The 18,809-nt window shown below is 65.5% G+C and carries 19 protein-coding genes and 1 pseudogene; 14 read left to right on the top strand and 6 right to left on the bottom strand.

Annotated features, from left to right (window positions below; all coding sequences use genetic code 11):
* Positions 1-49: 49 nt before the first annotated feature.
* The gene (locus tag CK498_RS26665) at positions 50-181 is read right to left on the bottom strand and encodes a hypothetical protein (RefSeq protein ID WP_267873727.1); all 132 of its coding nucleotides are present in this window, start codon (positions 179-181) and stop codon (positions 50-52) included.
* Positions 182-276: 95 nt separating this feature from the next.
* Positions 277-540: a hypothetical protein gene (locus CK498_RS02030; protein WP_095619181.1), complete on the bottom strand. Its 264-nt coding sequence runs from the start codon at positions 538-540 to the stop codon at positions 277-279.
* 129 nt (positions 541-669) lie between these two features.
* Here CK498_RS02030 and CK498_RS02025 point away from each other — a divergent pair, with 129 nt between their 5' ends.
* Positions 670-1,944 carry an ATP-binding protein gene (locus tag CK498_RS02025; protein WP_095619180.1) on the top strand — a complete coding sequence of 425 codons (1,275 nt, stop codon included), beginning with the start codon at positions 670-672 and terminating at the stop codon, positions 1,942-1,944.
* Positions 1,945-1,979: 35 nt separating this feature from the next.
* Entirely contained in the window at positions 1,980-2,519 is a 540-nt protein-coding gene (locus CK498_RS02020) for a response regulator transcription factor (protein WP_095619179.1), read from the top strand.
* On the opposite strand, the gene hybE is transcribed toward CK498_RS02020, so the two are convergent.
* On the bottom strand, positions 2,516-2,938 hold the full coding sequence (hybE, locus tag CK498_RS02015; protein ID WP_095619178.1) for a [NiFe]-hydrogenase assembly chaperone HybE: 423 nt from the start codon (positions 2,936-2,938) through the stop codon (positions 2,516-2,518). The two genes, CK498_RS02020 and hybE, sit on opposite strands and share 4 nt — an antisense overlap.
* An 87-nt stretch (positions 2,939-3,025) precedes the next feature.
* Here hybE and CK498_RS02010 point away from each other — a divergent pair, with 87 nt between their 5' ends.
* The 9 genes and pseudogenes from CK498_RS02010 (at position 3,026) to CK498_RS01975 (ending at position 9,524) form a co-directional block, all read left to right on the top strand.
* On the top strand, positions 3,026-3,835 hold the full coding sequence (locus tag CK498_RS02010; protein ID WP_095619177.1) for an inositol monophosphatase family protein: 810 nt from the start codon (positions 3,026-3,028) through the stop codon (positions 3,833-3,835).
* Between the two features lie 135 nt (positions 3,836-3,970).
* Positions 3,971-4,246 carry a GrxA family glutaredoxin gene (locus CK498_RS02005; RefSeq protein WP_095619176.1) on the top strand — a complete coding sequence of 92 codons (276 nt, stop codon included), beginning with the start codon at positions 3,971-3,973 and terminating at the stop codon, positions 4,244-4,246.
* A gap of 149 nt (positions 4,247-4,395) precedes the next feature.
* The gene (locus CK498_RS02000) at positions 4,396-5,163 is read left to right on the top strand and encodes a VOC family protein (RefSeq protein WP_095619175.1); all 768 of its coding nucleotides are present in this window, start codon (positions 4,396-4,398) and stop codon (positions 5,161-5,163) included.
* Between the two features lie 264 nt (positions 5,164-5,427).
* Positions 5,428-6,300 carry an acyltransferase gene (locus CK498_RS01995; protein WP_095619174.1) on the top strand — a complete coding sequence of 291 codons (873 nt, stop codon included), beginning with the start codon at positions 5,428-5,430 and terminating at the stop codon, positions 6,298-6,300.
* A complete protein-coding gene (locus CK498_RS01990) occupies positions 6,246-7,181 on the top strand; it encodes a LysM peptidoglycan-binding domain-containing protein (RefSeq protein WP_095619173.1) in 936 nt (311 codons plus the stop codon). Before CK498_RS01995 ends, CK498_RS01990 begins: the two co-directional genes overlap by 55 nt.
* Positions 7,182-7,273: 92 nt before the next feature.
* Positions 7,274-7,753, top strand: a pseudogene (locus CK498_RS26760) (glycosyltransferase); the annotation flags it as partial.
* 122 nt (positions 7,754-7,875) lie between these two features.
* Positions 7,876-8,358: a glycosyltransferase gene (locus CK498_RS26755; RefSeq protein WP_324615489.1), complete on the top strand. Its 483-nt coding sequence runs from the start codon at positions 7,876-7,878 to the stop codon at positions 8,356-8,358.
* Positions 8,327-8,878: a phosphatase PAP2 family protein gene (locus tag CK498_RS01980; RefSeq protein WP_095619172.1), complete on the top strand. Its 552-nt coding sequence runs from the start codon at positions 8,327-8,329 to the stop codon at positions 8,876-8,878. The genes CK498_RS26755 and CK498_RS01980 overlap by 32 nt, the downstream gene beginning before the upstream one ends.
* A gap of 31 nt (positions 8,879-8,909) precedes the next feature.
* Positions 8,910-9,524 carry an alpha-ketoglutarate-dependent dioxygenase AlkB family protein gene (locus tag CK498_RS01975; RefSeq protein WP_095619171.1) on the top strand — a complete coding sequence of 205 codons (615 nt, stop codon included), beginning with the start codon at positions 8,910-8,912 and terminating at the stop codon, positions 9,522-9,524.
* Positions 9,525-9,621: 97 nt separating this feature from the next.
* Here the strand turns inward: CK498_RS01975 and gcvT are convergent, their stop codons facing one another.
* Together gcvT and CK498_RS01965 are read right to left on the bottom strand one after the other, a co-directional pair.
* Entirely contained in the window at positions 9,622-10,734 is a 1,113-nt protein-coding gene (gene gcvT, locus CK498_RS01970) for a glycine cleavage system aminomethyltransferase GcvT (RefSeq protein WP_095619170.1), read from the bottom strand.
* A 70-nt stretch (positions 10,735-10,804) separates the two neighbouring features.
* Positions 10,805-12,190 (bottom strand): alanine/glycine:cation symporter family protein, encoded by a 1,386-nt coding sequence (locus CK498_RS01965; protein WP_095619169.1) that lies wholly within the window; start codon positions 12,188-12,190, stop codon positions 10,805-10,807.
* Positions 12,191-12,870: 680 nt separating this feature from the next.
* Between CK498_RS01965 and gcvH the strand changes: the two genes are divergently transcribed.
* Both gcvH and gcvP read left to right on the top strand, forming a co-directional pair.
* Entirely contained in the window at positions 12,871-13,263 is a 393-nt protein-coding gene (gene gcvH / locus CK498_RS01960; protein WP_095619168.1) for a glycine cleavage system protein GcvH, read from the top strand.
* A gap of 88 nt (positions 13,264-13,351) precedes the next feature.
* Positions 13,352-16,246 (top strand): aminomethyl-transferring glycine dehydrogenase, encoded by a 2,895-nt coding sequence (gcvP, locus tag CK498_RS01955; RefSeq protein ID WP_095619167.1) that lies wholly within the window; start codon positions 13,352-13,354, stop codon positions 16,244-16,246.
* 80 nt (positions 16,247-16,326) lie between these two features.
* Here the strand turns inward: gcvP and CK498_RS01950 are convergent, their stop codons facing one another.
* Positions 16,327-17,241: a LysR family transcriptional regulator gene (locus CK498_RS01950; RefSeq protein WP_095619166.1), complete on the bottom strand. Its 915-nt coding sequence runs from the start codon at positions 17,239-17,241 to the stop codon at positions 16,327-16,329.
* A 174-nt stretch (positions 17,242-17,415) separates the two neighbouring features.
* On the opposite strand from CK498_RS01950, the gene ppnN reads away from it, so the two are divergent.
* Positions 17,416-18,780: a nucleotide 5'-monophosphate nucleosidase PpnN gene (gene ppnN / locus CK498_RS01945; protein WP_095619165.1), complete on the top strand. Its 1,365-nt coding sequence runs from the start codon at positions 17,416-17,418 to the stop codon at positions 18,778-18,780.
* Positions 18,781-18,809 lie beyond the last annotated feature (29 nt).

Genomic DNA, 18,809 nt, shown 5'->3' with positions numbered 1-18,809 from the left:
ATGCTGCGGCGCGCCTCGGCATGCAACACCAGCGGCAGGGCGAACCGCTCTAGATCAAGGCTTCTTCAGCCATTTCGGCAACCGGATGCAACACGGCGCAACACCCACCGCCATAAGGGTGTGAAATGATGGCGAACGTACGGCGCAGCTCGGCTTCGCGAGCGATGGCGGTGTCTGGCATGGTCGGCCCTGATGACGAATGAGCGGTCGCCCGTATCGCAGGCGACAAGAGTGGCGCGCATGATAGCGCATCACGCCCCCACCTCGCACCCGCCGCTACTGCTCGCCCAGGTAGCGCACCTCATCGAGCTCCAGCGACTCGATGTCGCCGAACGACACCATATGGCCCTCGAGGTCACCCGGCGCGCCGTGACTATCCTCCAGCGCCGGCTCGGGAATCACCTTGAGGCCGGTGGCGCCGACGTGCTGTATCCGCGCCGCATAGCGCGCTGTCTGGGTGGCAATCACCACCCGCTCACCTGCCATGCACTTGTGCAGCCGCTCGACCAACTCGGCCTGGGAGATCCGTTCCTCGCGCATCTCAACACTCCTCTTGCATGCGTGGTTCATTGAGTCTAGGCAGTTGAAAACAGGGCCTCAAGGCCGCCTTGCGGCTGAGCTCGCGGCGGCAATGCGCTATCATGGCGCGAGAAAATCCTCGGAGCGCCCATGCATCCCGCCCTACCCCTGCCGCTATCGACGCCCAATCGCAACCTGGTAAGACTGACCATCGTGCGCGGCATCACCTGGACCGGCTTCCTGGCGGCGATCATCTTCGGCATCGAAGTGATCGGTTTCCAACTGCGCGTGGTGCCGGTGATCTGCGTGATCGTGGCCATGGGCCTGATCAATGTCGCCACCTGGTGGCGGCTGGGTCGCCCGCGGGCGGTCACCGATACCGAGTACCTGTTCCACCTGCTGGCCGATGTCGCCGGTCTGACGCTGCTGTTCTACTTCACCGGCGGCTCTACCAACCCCTTCATCACCTACTATCTGGTGCCAATCACCATCGCCGCGGCCACCCTGCCGTGGCGTTTCGCCTGGCTGATCGCCAGCGCGTCGATGGCCGGCTACACCTTCCTGATGCTGTTCTTCGAGCCGGTACCACAGCTCAGCCACGGCATCATCGTTGGCTCGATCAGCCTCCACGTGCTCGGCATGTGGCTCAACTTCGGCCTCTCGGCGGGCCTGGTGACCTTCTTCATCTACAAGATGGCCCATGCGCTGCGGCGCCGCGACCAGACGCTGTCACGTACCCGTGAGGCGGCACTGCGCAACGAGCAGGTGCTGGCCGTGGCCACCCAGGCCGCCGGCACCGCCCACGAGCTGGGCACGCCGCTGTCGACCATGGCCGTGCTGCTCAAGGAGATGCGCGAGGATGCGCAAGACGATCCGCAGCTCGGCGCCGATATCGATCTGCTGCGCCAGCAGGTCGATATCTGCAAGTCGCGGCTGCAGCACCTGGTGGCCAACGCCGACCGGCGCCGCCTGGCCGAGCCCGAACGGCGCCCCGCCGGCGAGTGGCTGGCCCAGGTGGTACAGCGCTGGCTGGTGCTGCGCCCCGACGTCAGCCACCGCCTGGAGATCGCCGAGCGTCGCGGCATGCCGACCCTGGCGGTGGACGCCACCCTCGAGCAGGCGCTGATGAACCTGCTCAACAACGCCGCCGACGCCAATCCCGAGCACATCGCAGTGAGCCTCGACTGGGACACCGACGAGGTGATCATCGACATCCGCGACCACGGCCCTGGCGTGGCGATGTCGATCGCCGACCAGCTCGGCGACACCTTCGTCTCGACCAAGAGCAAGGGCATGGGTATAGGGCTATTCCTGACCCATGCCACCATCAACCGCCTCGGCGGTGGCGTGAGTCTCTACAACCATGAAGAGGGCGGCACCCTCACCGAAGTGAAACTCCCGCGCCTGGATACCAGTCAAGGTTAAGGCTGCCACCGCACCACTCGTCACGAGGAAAGCGCATGCACGACCAACCGCAACGCCTGCTGATCATCGACGATGACGATATGTTCTGCCACGTCATGCAGCGCGCCATGACCCGCCGCGGCTTCGAGGTCGAGGTGGCCAGCGACGCCGAGCAGGCGCTGATGCTGGCCCACCGCCAGCAGCCCGACATCGCCACCCTGGACCTCAAGCTGGAGCACTCCTCGGGGCTCAAGCTGCTGCCCGAACTGCTCGACGTAGTGCCCGATTGCAGGGTGGTGGTTTTGACCGGCTACTCGAGCATCGCCACCGCGGTCGAGGCGATCAAGCTCGGCGCGGTCAACTACCTGTGCAAGCCCGCCGATGCCGATGAGATTCTCGCCGCACTCGACAAACAGGACGGCGACCCCAACACCGAGCTGGCCGACAACCCCCCGTCGATCAACCGGGTGACCTGGGAACATATCCAGAAAGTCCTGCAGGAGCACGACGGCAACATCTCGGCCACCGCTCGCGCCCTGGGCATGCACCGCCGCACCCTGCAGCGCAAGCTGCAGAAGCGACCGGTGCGGCGCTAGGCTTCGCTCAGCACCCGCTCGACCATATGCTGGGCCAGCCGATTGGCCTCGTGCAGCGAGGCAAGGTCAGATACATCGTCGAGCAACGGACAGTGCCACAGGCCGTCATCCTCGCCCAGCGCCAGCGGCACGAGGGGATACTCGCCGCCGGGTAGCGCCAGCCAGCGCCGCGGCATGTCATCGCGCACGGCGACCGGCGTGGCGCTGACCACGCAGAGCGCCAGCGAAATCGGCGTGATCAAGGCCCCCAGAAGCTCGTCGCCGGCGTGAGGCTCGGGCAGCGGCTGAAAGCACAGCAGGTCGACACCCAGCCGCGGGTTGCGCGCAGGGTGGCGCTTGATGGAAGCGGCACAGCGGTGCTGGTAGCGGCGTGCCAGCTGCTGCAGCCGCGCATACTGCTCGACGGTCAAGGACTGCACGGCGTCTCTCCTCTGTCATCATGGCGACGTCACCGGCGCGCAGCGTAGACTGATCACTTCGTCACGGCAACGCCACAAGGAGACGCCATGCGTCATGCTACTCGCCTCGACACCGCCATCGAAATCGCCCACGACGCCGGCCGCATGATCCGCGACGCGCGCCGCGATCAGACCTTCGGCCAGCGCTACAAGGCCGGTCATGAACTGGTCACCGACACCGACCTGGCAGTCGACCAGCAGATTGCCGAGCGGCTCGAGGACGCCTTCTCCGGCGAGGCCCGGCTCACCGAAGAGCTCTCCCCCGAGCGCGACGCGGTCGAACGACGCGGCCCGCTGTGGGTGATCGACCCCATCGACGGCACCGTCAACTTCGCCCACGGCCTGGCGCACGTTGCGGTATCCATCGCCTGGTGCGAGGACGGCCAGACCCAGCTCGGCGTGGTGCATGCGCCGTTCCTCGGCGAGACCTTCAGCGCGCTGCGCGGCGAGGGCGCCTGGCGTAACGGCGAGTCGATCCACGCCAGCCGCTGCGATGACCTGAGCCGCGCCCTGGTGGCCACCGGCTTCCCCTATCGCCGTGAGTCGCGCCCGCCGCTGCTGCGTCGGCTGCAAGCGGTACTCGGCGAGTGCCAGGACATCCGTCGCAACGGCTCGGCGTCGCTCGACCTGTGTGACGTCGCCTGCGGCCGGCTCGACGCCTACTACGAAAGCGTATCGCCTTGGGACTTCGCCGCCGGGGTACTGATCGCCCGCGAGGCCGGTGCACGAACCGGACACCTCTACGCGCCGCCCGGCGGCATACCCAGCGATCTGTACGGCGAGAATATCGTGGTTGCCGGCCAGGCCATCCATCGCCCGCTATGCGAGCTTCTCAAGCGTGCCGACGAGGGGCGCTGAAGGCCGTCCATAGTCGCTGATCATCATTGGTGTAGTGCACCGCTATTGGCATCTGGTCGCGAGTTGCGAAACAATAGCGGCCAGCTTCCCGATAGTTTTTGAATGTCTCATATTGCACCGCAAGGAGTTCCCCCTATGTTCGTTGTGATCTTCGGTCGTCCCGGCTGCCCGTTCTGCGTGCGCGCCAAGGAGCTCGCCGACAAGCTTAGCGATATCGGTGCCATCGGCGGTTACCGCTACGTCGACATCCACGAGGAGGGCATCACCAAAGCCGACATGGAGAAGACCATCGGCAAACCAGTCGACACCGTGCCGCAGATCTTCATCGACCAGACTCACATCGGCGGCTTTACCGAGTTCGACCAGTACGCCAAGGATAACGAGCTGATGCCGGAAACCGCGGCACAGTAATTCTCGTACGTCGCGTCCAGTGCCTGCCACGCCCGGCCCTTGAATCGAACAAGCGCCGGGCGTTTGCGTCTTCGCCGCGTTGAAAGCCGCTTCCGGCTGCCGCCTATACTCAGCTGAAAATCATGCTCGAGGCAGGAGGCAAGGACACCATGCAGCGCCAGGAATTCCTTCAACAACTGTGGTTGGACTATGTCCACCTCCACCCCGAGCTTGGCGCGCTGCGAGTCTGGCCGACCGATGCACCTGCCGAATACCTGGCGCTGCTGACCCTCAATCATGGACACTACGCCGCCAGCACCGTGCTGCCTACCCTGCAGCACTTTGGCTACCGGCCGGTGGAACGCTACGCCATGGCCGACCGCGGGCTGCTGGCCACCCTGCTCGCCGCCCCGGACGACGGCGCCTGGCTGATGCTCGGCGAGCTGCAGCTGAATACGCTGCCACGCAGCGCGCGCCAGGCGCTAAAGACACTGGTCGACATCGCTCACCCCGCCGACGCCCGCGGTCAGAACCTGCTGTGCCGGGGCCGCCCCTGGCCAATGCCCGACTGGCAGACGTTTCAGCTGCTCGAGATGGCACACCCGCTGGCGGCCTGGCTGGCGGTAATGGGGCCACGCCTGCATCACGCTGGCTTCGACAGCGAGCGCCTCGGCCACGAGCTCGACGAACTCGACCAGCAGCTGCGCCAGACTGGCCTGATCGGCAGCAGCGATCGCTATCACGGCGTGTTCCCGATCTCGCCACTGCTCAACTATCGCTTCTATCCGACCTGCTCGCGACGCATGGCCTTCGCCGAGGGCGATGAACACCGCATTGCCCTCGGCGGCCTGGCGCTGGTGCAGAAGTGCCTGCCAAGCTACGCCGAGCGTGCTGCAGAGCTACTGTTGCCCCAGCACACCCGCTGCAAGATAGCGTGAGGAGCATGGCCAGGTTATGCACATTTCCTGTGGATAACGCTGTGCAAAGCCCTTGCACAATCGCCGAGAAGCGCGACGTGACTGACGCTCTACTCAAAATGGTCAGATTTTCGACATCCCACTGTCATGGCTTTTCACTAGTCCGGTCATCTCCAGGGTAGTAGGCCTGCCACCTTGCAGGGCTTGCCTTACGCCCAGCGGCGCTGGGCATCCCGTTGATCTTGCAGTAGGATTAGCGTTTTGCTGCGGTTCTGGAGGCCCTCCATGGCGACCCTCAAGGGACTGGTCAGCGTGCTGCTGCTGATCGCGACCACGCTGTTCTGGGGCATCCCGCTGTTCGTGCTGATCCTGCTCAAGCTGTTAGCCCCGGGACGCCGCGCCAAGCTGCGCGTGCTGGCCGGCCTCAACGCCGTGGCCCTCAACTGGATCGGTGCCAATCTGTGGTGGATGCGCTACTGGCTCAAGCCCCGGCTCGACATACGTCGCCCCGACGGCCTGTCACCGCAGCGTTGGTGGCTGGTACTCTCCAACCACCGCTGCTGGACCGATATTTTCGTGCTGCAGTTCGCGCTCCACCGGCGCATCCCCATGCCGCGCTTCTTCCTCAAGCATCAGCTGATCTGGGTCCCCATCGTGGGCCAGGCCTGGTGGGCCCTCGAGTTTCCCTTCATGCGCCGCTACAGCCGTGAGCAGCTGGCCCGCAACCCGACCCTCGCCGAGCGCGACCGTCGCGCCACCCAGCGCATGTGCGAGCGGGCACGCCAGACGCCGCTGGCGATCTACAACTTCGTTGAAGGCACGCGCTTCACAACCGCCAAGCGCGACGCGCAAAATAGCCCCTACCGGCACCTGCTGCGACCCAAAGCCGGTGGCACCGCCCAGGTCGCCGGTCTACTCGGCGGGAGCCTCAGCGGCATTCTCGACGCCACCCTGAGCTACGCCAACCCCGCCCCGACCTTCTGGGGCTTCCTATGCGGCCGTGAAGGGCAGATTCACTGCCATATCCGGCGTCTCGACGTGCCCGAGTGGATGCCCGGCGGCGATTACCATCAGGACCCGAACTACAAGGAACGCTTCCATACATGGATCAACGCGCTGTGGCAGGACAAGGACCGCGCTCTCGACACCTCGTCCTGATGCTGCTGCTGGCGTGGTTGCTGGCCGGCTGTGCCGGCGCCGGGTCGGCGCCGCAGCGGCTCGACGGCATCAACGGCCAGTGGATTACCGTTCAGCGTGGCGACACCCTCGGCGCCATCGCCGCGCGTGCCGATGTACCGCTGGAGCGCTTGACACGTTTCAACCCCGGGGTCGAGCCACGCCGCCTGGCGGTAGGCCAGCGCCTGCTGATCCCCACTCAGCAGGAGCGCGCGCCCTCCGGCGGTCCTTACCGTTATCAGGTACGCCCCGGCGACACCTACTCGGGTATTGCACGACGCTTCGGCAGCAACCCTGCCCGCGTGCAGTCGGCCAATCCCAACATACCTGCCCATCGTCTGCAGGTCGGCCAGCTGATCCAGGTGCCCCTCAGCGGTACAAGCACCAGCGGCCCGAGTTCGAGCGGATCCAGTGCAACGCCCAGCAATAGTGGCAGCAGCGCCAGTCGGCCGCCGGCCCAGCGCCCCGACCCCGGCAATCTGCCCAGCAGTGCACGCAACTGGCCCTGGCCACTGGACGACTACCGTGTGGTCAGGCGTTTCGGCCCAGACGACCGCGGCACGCTGCAACCCATGCTGCTCGCCACCCAGAATGGCAGCCAGGCCAAGGCAGTGGCCGACGGCCAGGTGCGCTTCGCCGGCAGCATGCGTCAGTTGGGGCGCGTGGTGATCGTCCACCACGATGGTAACCTGCAGAGTGTCTACGCCCTGTGCGGCGAGCTCAAGGTCGCCGATGGGCAGACGGTGAGCCAGGGCACACCGGTGTGCCAGGTCGACTACAGCAACAGTACCGAGCGCCATGACCTGCTGTTCGACCTGCGCCACGGCGGCAAGCCCGTCGACCCGACCAAGGTATTGCGCTAGGCGCCCACCGTCATCGATCCGTCATCGGCCTGTCGGCCTGCTGTCATGATGGTCGGTGAAGCTGGAGGGAGTTCACCACACGGGAGCTCCTCATGCGTTTATGCCTGGTCAGTGAAACCTGGGCGCCGGACATCAACGGCGTCGCCCATACCCTGGGCCAGTTAACGGACGAACTCCGGCGACGCGGGGTGACATTGCAGCTGGTTCGGCCGGCCCCCCGCGAGGCGCACCGCGATTCGCGCATGGCCAACGAACTGCAGGTGCCAGGCTTTCATCTGCCGCGCTATCCAGACGTACAGTTCGGCCGGCCCTGTGGCCGACGGCTGCTTGGCGAGTGGCGAACCCGGCCTCCCGATGCGATCTATCTTGCCACCGAGGGGCCACTGGGCTGGTCGGCGCTGCGCAGCGCCGAGCGCCTCGGCATCCCGACCCTGAGCGGTTTCCATACCAACTTCGACCACTACGCCAGCGACTATGGCCTGGGCTGGCTACGCGGCGGCGTGCTCGGCCTGCTGCGGCATTTCCACAACCGCACCGGCGCCACCCTGGTGCCAACCCGCCAGCAGGCCGAAATACTGGGCGCCCAGGGTTTCGAACGTGTTGCCGTGATGGGGCGCGGCATCGACTGCCAGCACTTCAGTCCCGATAAGCCAGCGAAAAGAACCTCGACCTGCTGGTCGAGAGCTTCCAGGCCATGCACCTGGCACAACCCGATCTGGTCAGCGTGGTGGTCGGCGACGGGCCCCTGCGTCAGCGCCTGCAGCGGCGCTTGCCGCAGACCCACTTCACCGGCTTCGTCGACAGCGACCAGCTCGCCAGACACTACGCCAGCGCCGATCTGTTCGTGTTCCCGTCACGCTCCGAGACCTACGGCAACGTGGTACTCGAGGCCATGGCCAGCGGCCTGGCGGTGATCGCCTTCGACTATGCCGCCGCCGGCGAGTGGATAGTCCCCCACCATCACGGCCTGACGCTGCCCCTCGACGCCTCCAGCGCCTTCGTCGAACACGCCGCGCAGCTGGCGCGCTCTCCGGCACTCTACGGCCGCCTGGGCCGCGCAGCGCGAGTGCGCGTGGCCGACTGCCACTGGTCGCAGATTGCCGAGCGCTTCCTGCATGTCCTGCATACCGCCATGGAGCACGCCCATGACCGCACCACGCACCCTGCCGGTCTTTGACCGTCTCGATCTGCTCGAATGGCAGCTCTGCCAGCGGCTCGCCCGCCACGGCAGCCGCCGCGGCATCCTAATGCTGCTGCGTGCAGCCAGCCGGCTTGGCGACTGGCCGGCCTGGGTGCTACTGGTCGCCGCAATGCCGGTGATCCACGGCGCCCACGGCTGGTCGCTGACGTGGCATCATCTACTACTGTCGCTGCTGGCAATAGGCGTCTACCGCCTGATCAAGACGCGGCTGTGCCGCGAACGTCCCTCGATCACCTTTCAAGCGATATGCTGCGCCGAGGTACCGCGCGACCGCTACAGCTTCCCCAGCGGACACACCCTGCACGCGGTGATGTTCAGCCTGCTGACCGCTGCCACCACGCCGACACTGCTCCCGCTGGTGGTCCCTCTGGCCGTGCTGATCGCCGTCTCGCGGGTCGGCCTCGGCCTGCACTACATCAGCGACGTCATCGGCGGCGCGCTGCTCGGCGGCCTGTTTGCGCTGCTCGGCTGGTGGACGCTACCGACACTTGCGTGACACGCCGCCACACCGCTGGCATGCTCGACCTATGCCTCCCCCTACCACCTGGCAGAGCCTCCTCGACATGCCGCCGCTATGGCGGCATGACGCCTTGCTCGACGCCGACGAGGCGAACCGGTTGCTGGGCTGCCTCGAGCGAGACCTCGACTGGCAGCAGCCCAGCCTGACGCTGTTCGGCCGCGAGCACCCGATCCCACGTCGCCAGGTGTGGATGGGCGACCGCGAGGCACGCTATCGCTACTCCGGCCGCGACTTCGTGCCTGAGCCCTGGCACCCACAGGTGGCGCGGCTGGCCGAGCGCATCGCTCATGCCCTGCGCGACTTCAGCGAGGCGCCGCGATTCAATAGCGTGCTGCTCAATCGTTATGCCAGCGGTGCAGAACGCATGGGCTGGCACAGCGACGACGAGCCAGAGCTCGGCCAGGAGCCGCTGATCGCCGCCGTCAGCCTGGGCAGCGAGCGGCCGCTACGCTTTCGCTGGCGCGACCGCCGCGCACCGGCCTTCAATGTCAATCTGACCCATGGCAGCCTGCTGGTCATGGGGCCCGGCGTGCAGCGTCAGCTGCAGCATGCCCTGCTGCCGCGAACAAGCCATGGCATCCGCATCAGCCTGACCTTTCGGCATATCGTCATCGACACCTGATGACAACGACGAAAGGCCGTTCGCCTTGACGAACGGCCGGATAGTATTCCCATGCTGCAACACCGCAAGATAACGGTATAAATGATGGAGACGCCCGTCAGCCGCGATAGTAGCCCGGCGTCACGAACGGCATCTTGCTTACCGTCATCGGCAAGCGCTTGCCGCGCACCTCGGCAAACACCTGGGTGCCCGCTTCGGCCTGATCGATCGCCACATAGCCCATGGCCACCGGTCGACCGACGCTGGGACCAAAGCCACCCGAGGTCACCACGCCGATCTTGACGTCGTCAGCGCTGAACAGCTCGGCCCCCTCACGTACCGGCGCCCGGCCCTCGCCGAGCAAGCCGACCCGCTTGCGGGTGTGATCCTTGGCCTCGACCTGATGCAGGATGAGATCGGCCCCCGGAAAGCCCGCGGCACGCTCACCGCCACGCCGCCGCGGTTTGCCGATGGCCCAGATCAGGCCCGCTTCAACCGGCGTGGTGGTGGTGTCGATATCGTGCCCGTAGAGGCACAGGCCGGCCTCGAGGCGCAGCGAGTCGCGCGCACCCAAGCCGATCGCTTCCACCTGCTCTTCCGCCAGCAGCAGGTGCGCCAGTGCCTCGGCCTGTTCCGCCGGCACCGAGATTTCGAAACCATCCTCGCCGGTATAGCCACTGCGGCTGATCCACACCGCAATGCCGCCGATCTCATGACGAGCATGCTGCATGAATACCAGTTCGCAGGCCGCCGGGCACAGCCGCTGCATGACGCTCACCGCCGCAGGCCCCTGCAGGGCAAGCAGGCCGCGATCCACGACCTCGACCCGGTAGTCGCTGCCGAGCCCGGTGCGCAGATGGCTGATGTCCTGCTCCTTGCAGGCGGCGTTGACCACCAGATAGAGGTGCTCACCGGCGTTGACCACCATCAGATCATCGAGGATGCCGCCCTCTTCCGCGGTGAACAGCGCATAGCGCTGCATCCCGGCGGGCAGCCCGACGATATCCGCCGACACCAGTGTCTCCAGCGCCGCAGCGGGTGACGGCCCATGGATCAGTACTTGCCCCATGTGCGACACGTCGAACAGGCCGCATGCCTGGCGTGTATGCTCATGCTCCTTCTTGACCCCAAGCGGGAACTGCACCGGCATCTCATAGCCGGCGAAAGGCACCATCTTGCCGCCCAGTTCGCGGTGAAGGTCGTAGAGCGGCGTCTTGCTGAGTTGCGTCATGCTATCGGTCCATTGGCGAGTGGCTTGCGGGGTGGCCACGGGACAGGCTTGCGCCCCGTGGCCCCGGGGATCAATTCGAGAGATCTTCGCCCGGCAACACCTCCTTGCCGTCGAAGTAGTCGCGGGTCAACTTGAAGACCATCGGCGACAGCAGCGCCAGCGCGATCAGGTTGGGAATCGCCATCATGGCATTGAAGGTATCGGCCATCAGCCAGATGAAGCCCAGCTGCGCCATGGCGCCGAGCGGGATGGCCAGTACGAACAGGGTGCGGTAGAGCATGATCGAGCGCGTGCCGAACAGGAACTGGAAGCACTTCTCGCCGTAGAACGACCAACCGAGAATGGTCGTGAAGGCAAACACGGCCAGCGCGATCGAGACGATCTGGTTGCCGATCCCCGGCAGCGCCGCCTCGAACGACAGCGCGGTCAACGATGCCCCAGCCTCGCCGTCGATCCATACCGTGGAGGTCAGGATCACCAGCGCGGTGATGGTGCACACGATGATGGTATCGATGAAAGTGCCGAGCATGGCGATCAGGCCCTGACGCACCGGGTTCTTGGTCTTGGCAGCGGCGTGGGCAATCGGCGCACTACCCAGGCCGGCCTCGTTGGAGAAGATGCCGCGGGCCACGCCGAAACGAATCGCCGCCATCACCGCCGCCCCGGCAAAGCCGCCCATGGCCGCATGCGGGTTGAAGGCGTAGTAGAAGATCATGCTGAAAGCGCTGCCGATCTCGCTGGCATTGACGATCAGCACCACGATGCCGGCTGAGATGTAGGCAATCGCCATGATCGGCACCAGCTTGCCGGCGACCTTGGCGATGCGCTTGATGCCGCCGAGGATCACCGCCCCGGCCAGCACCATGATCACTACCCCGGTGATCCAGTGCGGCAGGCCGAAGGTCGAGTCGAGGGCGTCGGCGACCGAGTTGGACTGCACGGTATTGCCGATGCCGAACGCTGCCACGGCGCCGAAGAAGGCGAAGGCACCGCCCAGCCACATCCACTTCTTGCCCAGGCCATTCTTGATATAGAACATCGGCCCGCCGACATGGTTGCCGGTGCTGTCGGTCTCGCGATAGCGCACCGCCAGGACCGCCTCGGCAAACTTGGTGGCCATGCCGACCAGTGCGGTGATCCACATCCAGAACACCGCGCCGGGCCCACCCAGTGCAATCGCGGTCGCCACGCCGGCAATATTACCGGTACCGATGGTGGCCGATAGCGCCGTCATCAGCGCATTGAAGGGCGAGATTTCGCCGTCCTTGTCGGACTTATCTGCGCCGGGCTTGTCGCGCCCCTGCCACAGCAGGCTGAAGCCCATGCCGAGCTTGCGGATCGGCATCAGCTTGAGGCCCAGCTGGAGGTAGAGGCCCACCCCCAGCAGCAGTATCAACATCAACGGGCCCCATACCACGCCGTTGATGGCGGTAAAGAGACTGGTCAAGGTTTCCATGGTCGTTCCTTTCAATCCTGGTTCGTTATTGTTGTGCCCCGGGCTGAGCACAGCGCCGGACACCTGGCCTCAACCGCAAAGGGACTAGGCCGTCCCCGTGGTCGAATGGGCGTACCATAGCGGATAACCTCGCCCAAGCTCTACTACTGCAGGTCATTGCGTTGCCAATATGCGACTGCAGCGTGAAATCATCGGCTCATGCCGCCGGCGCGGCCGTCTCTCGCCCTACTCAAAGAAACTAATTTCTTATACGAAACACAGAGCAGCTTACTGGCCTCCCCCGGCGTCCGCAAGCATGCCCCCGCGCATACCACCAACCGCCAATACCCGCCAGGTACCGCACTGGATCGCTTGCCTTTAGGGAAGCACTGAATAAATCGGCGAGCGGGATGAAGCACAAGGCGCACGGAGCACAGAAACCGGAGCCTATGGGGTATAGGTGAGGATTTCGAGCACCGCGCAACGCAGTGATTCGCCCGCGTAGGCATTGATGCAGTGTTTACTTAGCGTAGTCGAGGGGTGCCAACTGCACAGGGCTGGACGAGACTCCCTGCAGCAGCCAACCTGTATAGGCGGTCAGCCTGGGACAGCGTCGCCCGATGCGCGTGAGACTCGCCATCGCGTGCAAATGGCGGTACGATTCCCTGATTCAGAAAACCTTTTCGTATAGGAAAACCACTATGAGCGCTATTCCGTCCAACCTGCGTTACACCAAGAGCCATGAGTGGGTGCTCGACAACGGTGACGGCACCGTCACCCTGGGTATTACCGATCACGCCCAGCAGGCGCTTGGCGACGTGGTCTTCGTCGAGCTGCCGGAAGTCGGCCAGGAGCTGGCCAGCGGCGAGGAGTTCGGCGTAATCGAATCGGTCAAGGCGGCCTCCGATCTCTACGCGCCGCTTGGCGGCGAGGTGGTTGCCGTTAACGACGCCCTCGAGGACGCCCCCGAGACCGTCAACGAGTCGCCCTACGAAGATGGCTGGATCGCCAAGCTCAAGCTCAGCGACAGCGGTGCCCTCGACGCCCTACTCGATGCCGACGCCTATGGCGCAGTGGTCGATGCCGAAGAGTGAACGACTTTCGGCCGGGTCGCCAGCGACCCGGCCTTGCCCCTTTCCTTATCCCCGGGACTGACCGCCCGACTACCCTGACAGGTGTTTCATGGCTACCGAGACCCGACGCCTGGCCGACCTGGCCGGACACGACGCCTTCATTCATCGTCACAACGGACCCAGCGCCGACGATGTCGACCAGATGCTCGCCACCCTCGGCATCGACAGCATTGCCACGCTGATCGAGCAGACCGTCCCCGCCGGCATCCGCCTGGGCCGTGAGCTGTCCCTCGAGGGGCCGCGCACCGAGGCCGAGGCGCTCGACTATCTGAAGCGACTGGCGCGCCAGAACAAGGTCTTCAAGACCTATATCGGTCAGGGTTACCACAACACCCACGTGCCGGCGGTCATCCAGCGCAACGTGCTCGAGAACCCGGGCTGGTATACCGCCTACACGCCCTACCAGCCGGAGATTGCTCAGGGACGCCTGGAGGGCCTGCTCAACTTCCAGCAGATGGTGATGGACCTAACCGGCATGGAGCTGGCCAACGCCTCGCTGCTGGATGAGGCCACCGCCGCGGCCGAAGCCATGGCACTGTGCCAGCGCGCCAACAAGAAGGCCAAGAGCAAGGCGTTCTTCGTCGCCGATGACGTGCTGCCCCAGACCCTCGACGTGGTGCGCACCCGCGCTCACTACTTCGGCTTCGAACTGATCGTGGCGCCGGCAGAGGAGCTGGCAGCACACGAGGTGTTCGGCGCGCTACTGCAGTACCCGGGCCAGAGCGGCGTAGTCCGCGACCTCGGCGGGCTGCTCGGCACCGCCCGTGAGCGCGGCATCATGACCTGCGTGGCCGCCGATATCATGAGCCTGGTACTGCTCAAGGAACCCGGCGCCCTGGGCGCCGACATCGTGATCGGCAACACCCAGCGCTTCGGCGTGCCGATGGGCTTCGGCGGCCCCCACGCGGCGTTCTTCGCCACCACCGACAAGCTCAAGCGCTCGATTCCGGGACGCATCATCGGCGTCTCCAAGGACGCCCGCGGCCAGCAGGCGCTGCGCATGGCGATGCAGACCCGCGAGCAACACATCCGCCGCGAGAAGGCCACTTCCAACATCTGCACCGCCCAGGCGCTGCTGGCCAATATCGCCGGCTTCTATGCGGTCTACCACGGCGCCGAGGGGCTGCGCACCATCGCCGCGCGTATCCACCGCCTGACCACCATCCTCGCCGAGGGGCTGCGTCACAAAGGCATTGCGCTGGCCCACGACAGCTGGTTCGACACCCTGCGCCTGACCGGGGTCGATGCCGGCAAGATCCACGGCCGCGCCATGACCCACGAGATCAACCTGCGCTACTTCGAGGGTGGCGACATCGGCGTCAGCCTCGACGAGACCACCACCGCCCACGACCTCGACGTGCTGTTCGACGTGCTGATCGGCGAGGAACACGACCTGTCGGTGAGTGCCTTGGACGAAACCATCGTCAGCGCCGGCAGCAGCGGTATTCCGGCCGCCTGTCGGCGTGACTCCGACTTCCTGCAGCACCCCACCTTCCAGCGCTACCGCAGTGAGACCGAGATGCTGCGCTATCTCAAGCGCCTGGAAAACAAGGACCTGTCGCTGACCCATGCGATGATCCCGCTGGGCTCCTGCACCATGAAGCTCAACGCCACCAGCGAGATGATCCCCATCACCTGGCCGGAATTCGGCCAGATCCACCCGTTCGCGCCCCACGAGCAAGTGGTCGGCTACAAGCAGATGATCGACGAGCTGGCCGCCTTCCTGGTCGAGATCACCGGCTACGACCATATCTCGATGCAGCCCAATTCCGGTGCCCAGGGCGAGTACGCCGGGCTGGTGGCGATTCGCCGCTACCAGGCCGCCGAAGGCCAGGGCCACCGCGATATATGCCTGATCCCCAGCTCGGCCCACGGCACCAACCCCGCCTCAGCGGCCATGGCGCAGATGAAGGTGGTGGTGGTCGAGTGCGACAGCGACGGCAATATCGACCTCGCCGACCTGCGTGCCAAGGCCGAGCAGCATAGCGAGGTCCTGTCGGCGATCATGCTCACCTACCCCTCGACCCATGGCGTATTCGAGGAGGGCGTGCGCGAGGCCTGCCAGATCGTTCACGACCACGGCGGCCAAGTCTACGTGGATGGCGCCAACATGAACGCCCAGGTCGGCCTGACCCGCCCCGGCGACTTCGGCGCCGACGTCAGCCACCTCAACCTGCACAAGACCTTCTGCATTCCCCACGGCGGCGGCGGCCCGGGCATGGGCCCGATCGGCGTCAAGGCCCACCTCGCGCCGTTCGTCTCCAACCACGTGGTGACGCCGATCGCCGGGGTCAACGCCGACTGCGGCGCGGTCTCGGCGGCCGCCTTCGGCAGCGCCTCGATCCTGCCGATCTCCTGGGCCTACATCAAGATGATGGGCGCGCGCGGCCTGCGCGAAGCCACCGAGCTGGCGATCCTCAACGCCAACTATGTGGCCAAGCGCCTCGACGGCTACTACCCGGTGCTGTATCGCGGCGTCAACGGCACCGTGGCCCACGAGTGCATCATCGATATCCGCCCGCTCAAGGCCAGCTCCGGGATCAGCGAAGAGGATATTGCCAAGCGCCTGATGGACTACGGCTTCCACGCCCCGACCATGTCCTTCCCAGTGCCCGGCACGCTGATGGTCGAGCCCACCGAGTCCGAGTCGCGCTACGAGATCGACCGCTTCTGCAATGCCATGATCGCCATCCGCGAGGAGATCGCGCGGGTCGAGAACGGCGACTGGCAGGCCGACGACAACCCGCTGGTGCATGCTCCGCACACCATGGCCGACCTGATGGATGCCGACTGGTCGCGGCCCTACTCCCGCGAACTGGGCGCTTTCCCGTCGCCGGCGGTCAAGGCCGCCAAGGTGTGGCCGGCAGTCAACCGGGTCGACAACGTCCACGGCGACCGCCAGCTGATCTGCTCCTGCCCGAGCATCGACGAGTACCGCGACTGAGCCACAACCGCGCGCCGTCCAACGCATACGCCCCGGCCAATTGGCCGGGGCGTATGCGTTAGGGCAGCGGTCAGCAAGCGTCAGCCGAAGCTCGGCTCCTCGGCGAAGCCATAGAGGGCCTGGCGACGCTGCTCGCGAAAATCCTCCAGCAGCCGCGCATAACGCAGCGGCAGCTGCGAGCCGCTGGGCGTCACCACGTAGAGCGTTTCGTGGACCGGCTGGCTGAGCGTCAACTCCTTGACCTGGCGCTGCCAGGGCGAGGTCTCGAGCACCAGCCGCGGCACCACCGTAAAGCCCAGCCCGCGGGCCACGGCGTCGAGCACCATCGACAACTCGTTGGTATAGCCCTGCTGAGGAAAGCGGTTCATGCTGCGGAACTCACCGGGGAAATTGACCTTGAGCAGCTGCGTAGCATGCTGGATAGCGTCGGCGTAGCTGATGAAGCCCAGCCCCGTGAGATCATTGAGGGTGGTGCCGGTGAAGTCCGCCGGGACCACCAGGCACAGCGGCTCCTGGTGCCAGGGCTCGACATGCAGCTCGGCGTGCTTGACCAAGTCGGTGACGATCCCCAGGTCGTAGCGCCCGGCCAGCACGTCCTGGACGATTTCATCGTTGAAGGCGAAGCGGTAGCTGACCGTGAGCCCGGGATACATCTGCTGGTAACTGAGCAGAAAGGGATACAGCATCAGCCCCACGCTACCCGGTGACGCCAAGCGACACTCGCCGGAATCCAGCGAGTCGTTATCCAGCGAGTGGCGAAAATGCTCGTGCTCGGCGAACAGCTTGATGGCGTACTCATAGGCGCGGCGACCGCTGTCGGTCAGCGTGAAGCGGCGCCCGTGTCGATTGAGCAGCGGCTTGTCGAGATACTGCTCGAGCTTGCGGATGTGCTGGCTGACCCCCGGCTGGGTCATGTCCAGACGCCGCGCCGTCTGCGTGAAGCTGCCGGTCTCCACCAGGGTAATGAAGGTGCGGAAATATTGGGCGTTGAACATGGGGCAGCGCAGCACTCACTGGCAGATGAAGAATCACTCAGCGCATATTATCAGAACGCGTTGAGCACCGCAGCGCTGCGGCCGGCGCGCGGGCCATGGTAGCATTTCATGACAACCTGCCAGGGCCGCTTGCCTGTGGCAGGGCTGCCTGACCGCAAGACAAGGATCGCCGCTATGCCAGAGACCATTTCCACCATCATCTCGCCGGAAGGCAGCCTCGAGGTGCTCTCTCAGCACGAGGTCAATCGCCTGCGCGACACCTCTCGCGCCGGCCTGCACGACCTGCTGCGCTGCTGCGCCCTGGCGGTGCTCAACTGCGGCAACGTCACCGACGACGGCCGCGCCGTAATGGAGACCTACCATGACTTCGACATCGAGGTGCTGCAGCAGGATCGCGGCATTCGCCTCAAGCTGACCAACGCCCCCATCGATGCCTTCGTCGACGGCAAGATGATCCGCGGCATCCGCGAGCTGCTCTCCTCGGTGCTGCGCGATATCGTCTACGTCTACAACGAGATCCAGACCCAGCAGCGCTTCGACCTCTCCACCGGCGAGGGCACCACCAATGCGGTCTTCCATATCCTGCGCAAGGCCGGCGCCCTCAAGCCGGGCCGCGACCCGGGGCTGGTGGTGTGCTGGGGGGGGCACTCGATCTCCCGCGAGGAGTACGAGTACACCAAGGACGTCGGCTACCATATCGGCTTGCGCGACATGGACATCTGTACCGGCTGCGGCCCGGGCGCCATGAAGGGGCCGATGAAGGGCGCCAATGTCGCCCACGCCAAGCAACGCCGCAGCCTGGGCCGCTACCTGGGGATCTCCGAGCCGGGCATCATTGCCGCCGAGTCGCCCAACCCGATCGTCAACGAACTGGTGATCATGCCTGATATCGAGAAGCGCCTCGAGGCCTTCGTGCGGGTCGGCCACGGCATCATCGTGTTCCCTGGCGGGGTCGGTACCGCCGAGGAGATTCTCTACCTGCTGGGTATCCTGCTGCACCCGGAGAACCGCGACATGCCCTACCCGGTGATCTTCACCGGTCCGGCCAGCGCCGCCGACTACTTCAAGCGCATCGACGAGTTTCTTGCCTACACCCTGGGCGAGGAAGCCCGCGCGCGCTATAAGATCATCATCGACGACCCGGCCGGGGTGGCGCGCGCCATGCGCGACGGCATCAGTGACGTCGCCGACTTCCGTCGCCAGCAGCAGGATGCCTTCTACTACAACTGGCGTCTGAATATCGCCCGCGACTTCCAGGCACCCTTCGAGGCGACCCATGAGGCAATGGCCGGGCTGGCCCTGCACCATCAGCAGCCAACCCACGAGCTGGCCGCCAACCTGCGCCGCGCCTTTTCGGGTATCGTCGCCGGCAACGTCAAGGAGCCCGGCATCCGTGCCATCGAGGCCCACGGTCCCTTCACGCTGCACGCCGAGCCCGAACTGATGCGTCACCTCGACGCCCTGCTCACCTCCTTCGTCGCTCAGGGCCGCATGAAACTGCCTGGCACCGCCTACGTGCCCTGCTACCAGCTTGCCTGACCCTCGCCACCCATGGGTTCGCCCCCGGC

It is taken from the genome of Halomonas salipaludis, from assembly GCF_002286975.1.
In the GTDB taxonomy this organism is placed as follows: domain Bacteria; phylum Pseudomonadota; class Gammaproteobacteria; order Pseudomonadales; family Halomonadaceae; genus Franzmannia; species Franzmannia salipaludis.
The sequence above is the reverse complement of the archived record's forward strand: the minus strand, read 5'-3'. Positions and strand labels throughout refer to the sequence as shown.

Excerpts from the sequence above, each read along its gene's own strand:
- CK498_RS26665 (WP_267873727.1), bottom strand. The coding sequence starts at position 181 with ATGCCAGACACCGCCATCGCTCGCGAAGCCGAGCTGCGCCGTACGTTC.
- CK498_RS02030 (WP_095619181.1), bottom strand. The coding sequence starts at position 540 with ATGCGCGAGGAACGGATCTCCCAGGCCGAGTTGGTCGAGCGGCTGCAC.
- CK498_RS02025 (WP_095619180.1), top strand. The coding sequence starts at position 670 with ATGCATCCCGCCCTACCCCTGCCGCTATCGACGCCCAATCGCAACCTG.
- CK498_RS02020 (WP_095619179.1), top strand. The coding sequence starts at position 1,980 with ATGCACGACCAACCGCAACGCCTGCTGATCATCGACGATGACGATATG.
- CK498_RS02010 (WP_095619177.1), top strand. The coding sequence starts at position 3,026 with ATGCGTCATGCTACTCGCCTCGACACCGCCATCGAAATCGCCCACGAC.
- CK498_RS02005 (WP_095619176.1), top strand. The coding sequence starts at position 3,971 with ATGTTCGTTGTGATCTTCGGTCGTCCCGGCTGCCCGTTCTGCGTGCGC.
- CK498_RS02000 (WP_095619175.1), top strand. The coding sequence starts at position 4,396 with ATGCAGCGCCAGGAATTCCTTCAACAACTGTGGTTGGACTATGTCCAC.
- CK498_RS01995 (WP_095619174.1), top strand. The coding sequence starts at position 5,428 with ATGGCGACCCTCAAGGGACTGGTCAGCGTGCTGCTGCTGATCGCGACC.
- CK498_RS01990 (WP_095619173.1), top strand. The coding sequence starts at position 6,246 with ATGGATCAACGCGCTGTGGCAGGACAAGGACCGCGCTCTCGACACCTC.
- CK498_RS26755 (WP_324615489.1), top strand. The coding sequence starts at position 7,876 with ATGCACCTGGCACAACCCGATCTGGTCAGCGTGGTGGTCGGCGACGGG.
- CK498_RS01980 (WP_095619172.1), top strand. The coding sequence starts at position 8,327 with ATGACCGCACCACGCACCCTGCCGGTCTTTGACCGTCTCGATCTGCTC.
- CK498_RS01975 (WP_095619171.1), top strand. The coding sequence starts at position 8,910 with ATGCCTCCCCCTACCACCTGGCAGAGCCTCCTCGACATGCCGCCGCTA.
- gcvT (WP_095619170.1), bottom strand. The coding sequence starts at position 10,734 with ATGACGCAACTCAGCAAGACGCCGCTCTACGACCTTCACCGCGAACTG.
- CK498_RS01965 (WP_095619169.1), bottom strand. The coding sequence starts at position 12,190 with ATGGAAACCTTGACCAGTCTCTTTACCGCCATCAACGGCGTGGTATGG.
- gcvH (WP_095619168.1), top strand. The coding sequence starts at position 12,871 with ATGAGCGCTATTCCGTCCAACCTGCGTTACACCAAGAGCCATGAGTGG.
- gcvP (WP_095619167.1), top strand. The coding sequence starts at position 13,352 with ATGGCTACCGAGACCCGACGCCTGGCCGACCTGGCCGGACACGACGCC.
- CK498_RS01950 (WP_095619166.1), bottom strand. The coding sequence starts at position 17,241 with ATGTTCAACGCCCAATATTTCCGCACCTTCATTACCCTGGTGGAGACC.
- ppnN (WP_095619165.1), top strand. The coding sequence starts at position 17,416 with ATGCCAGAGACCATTTCCACCATCATCTCGCCGGAAGGCAGCCTCGAG.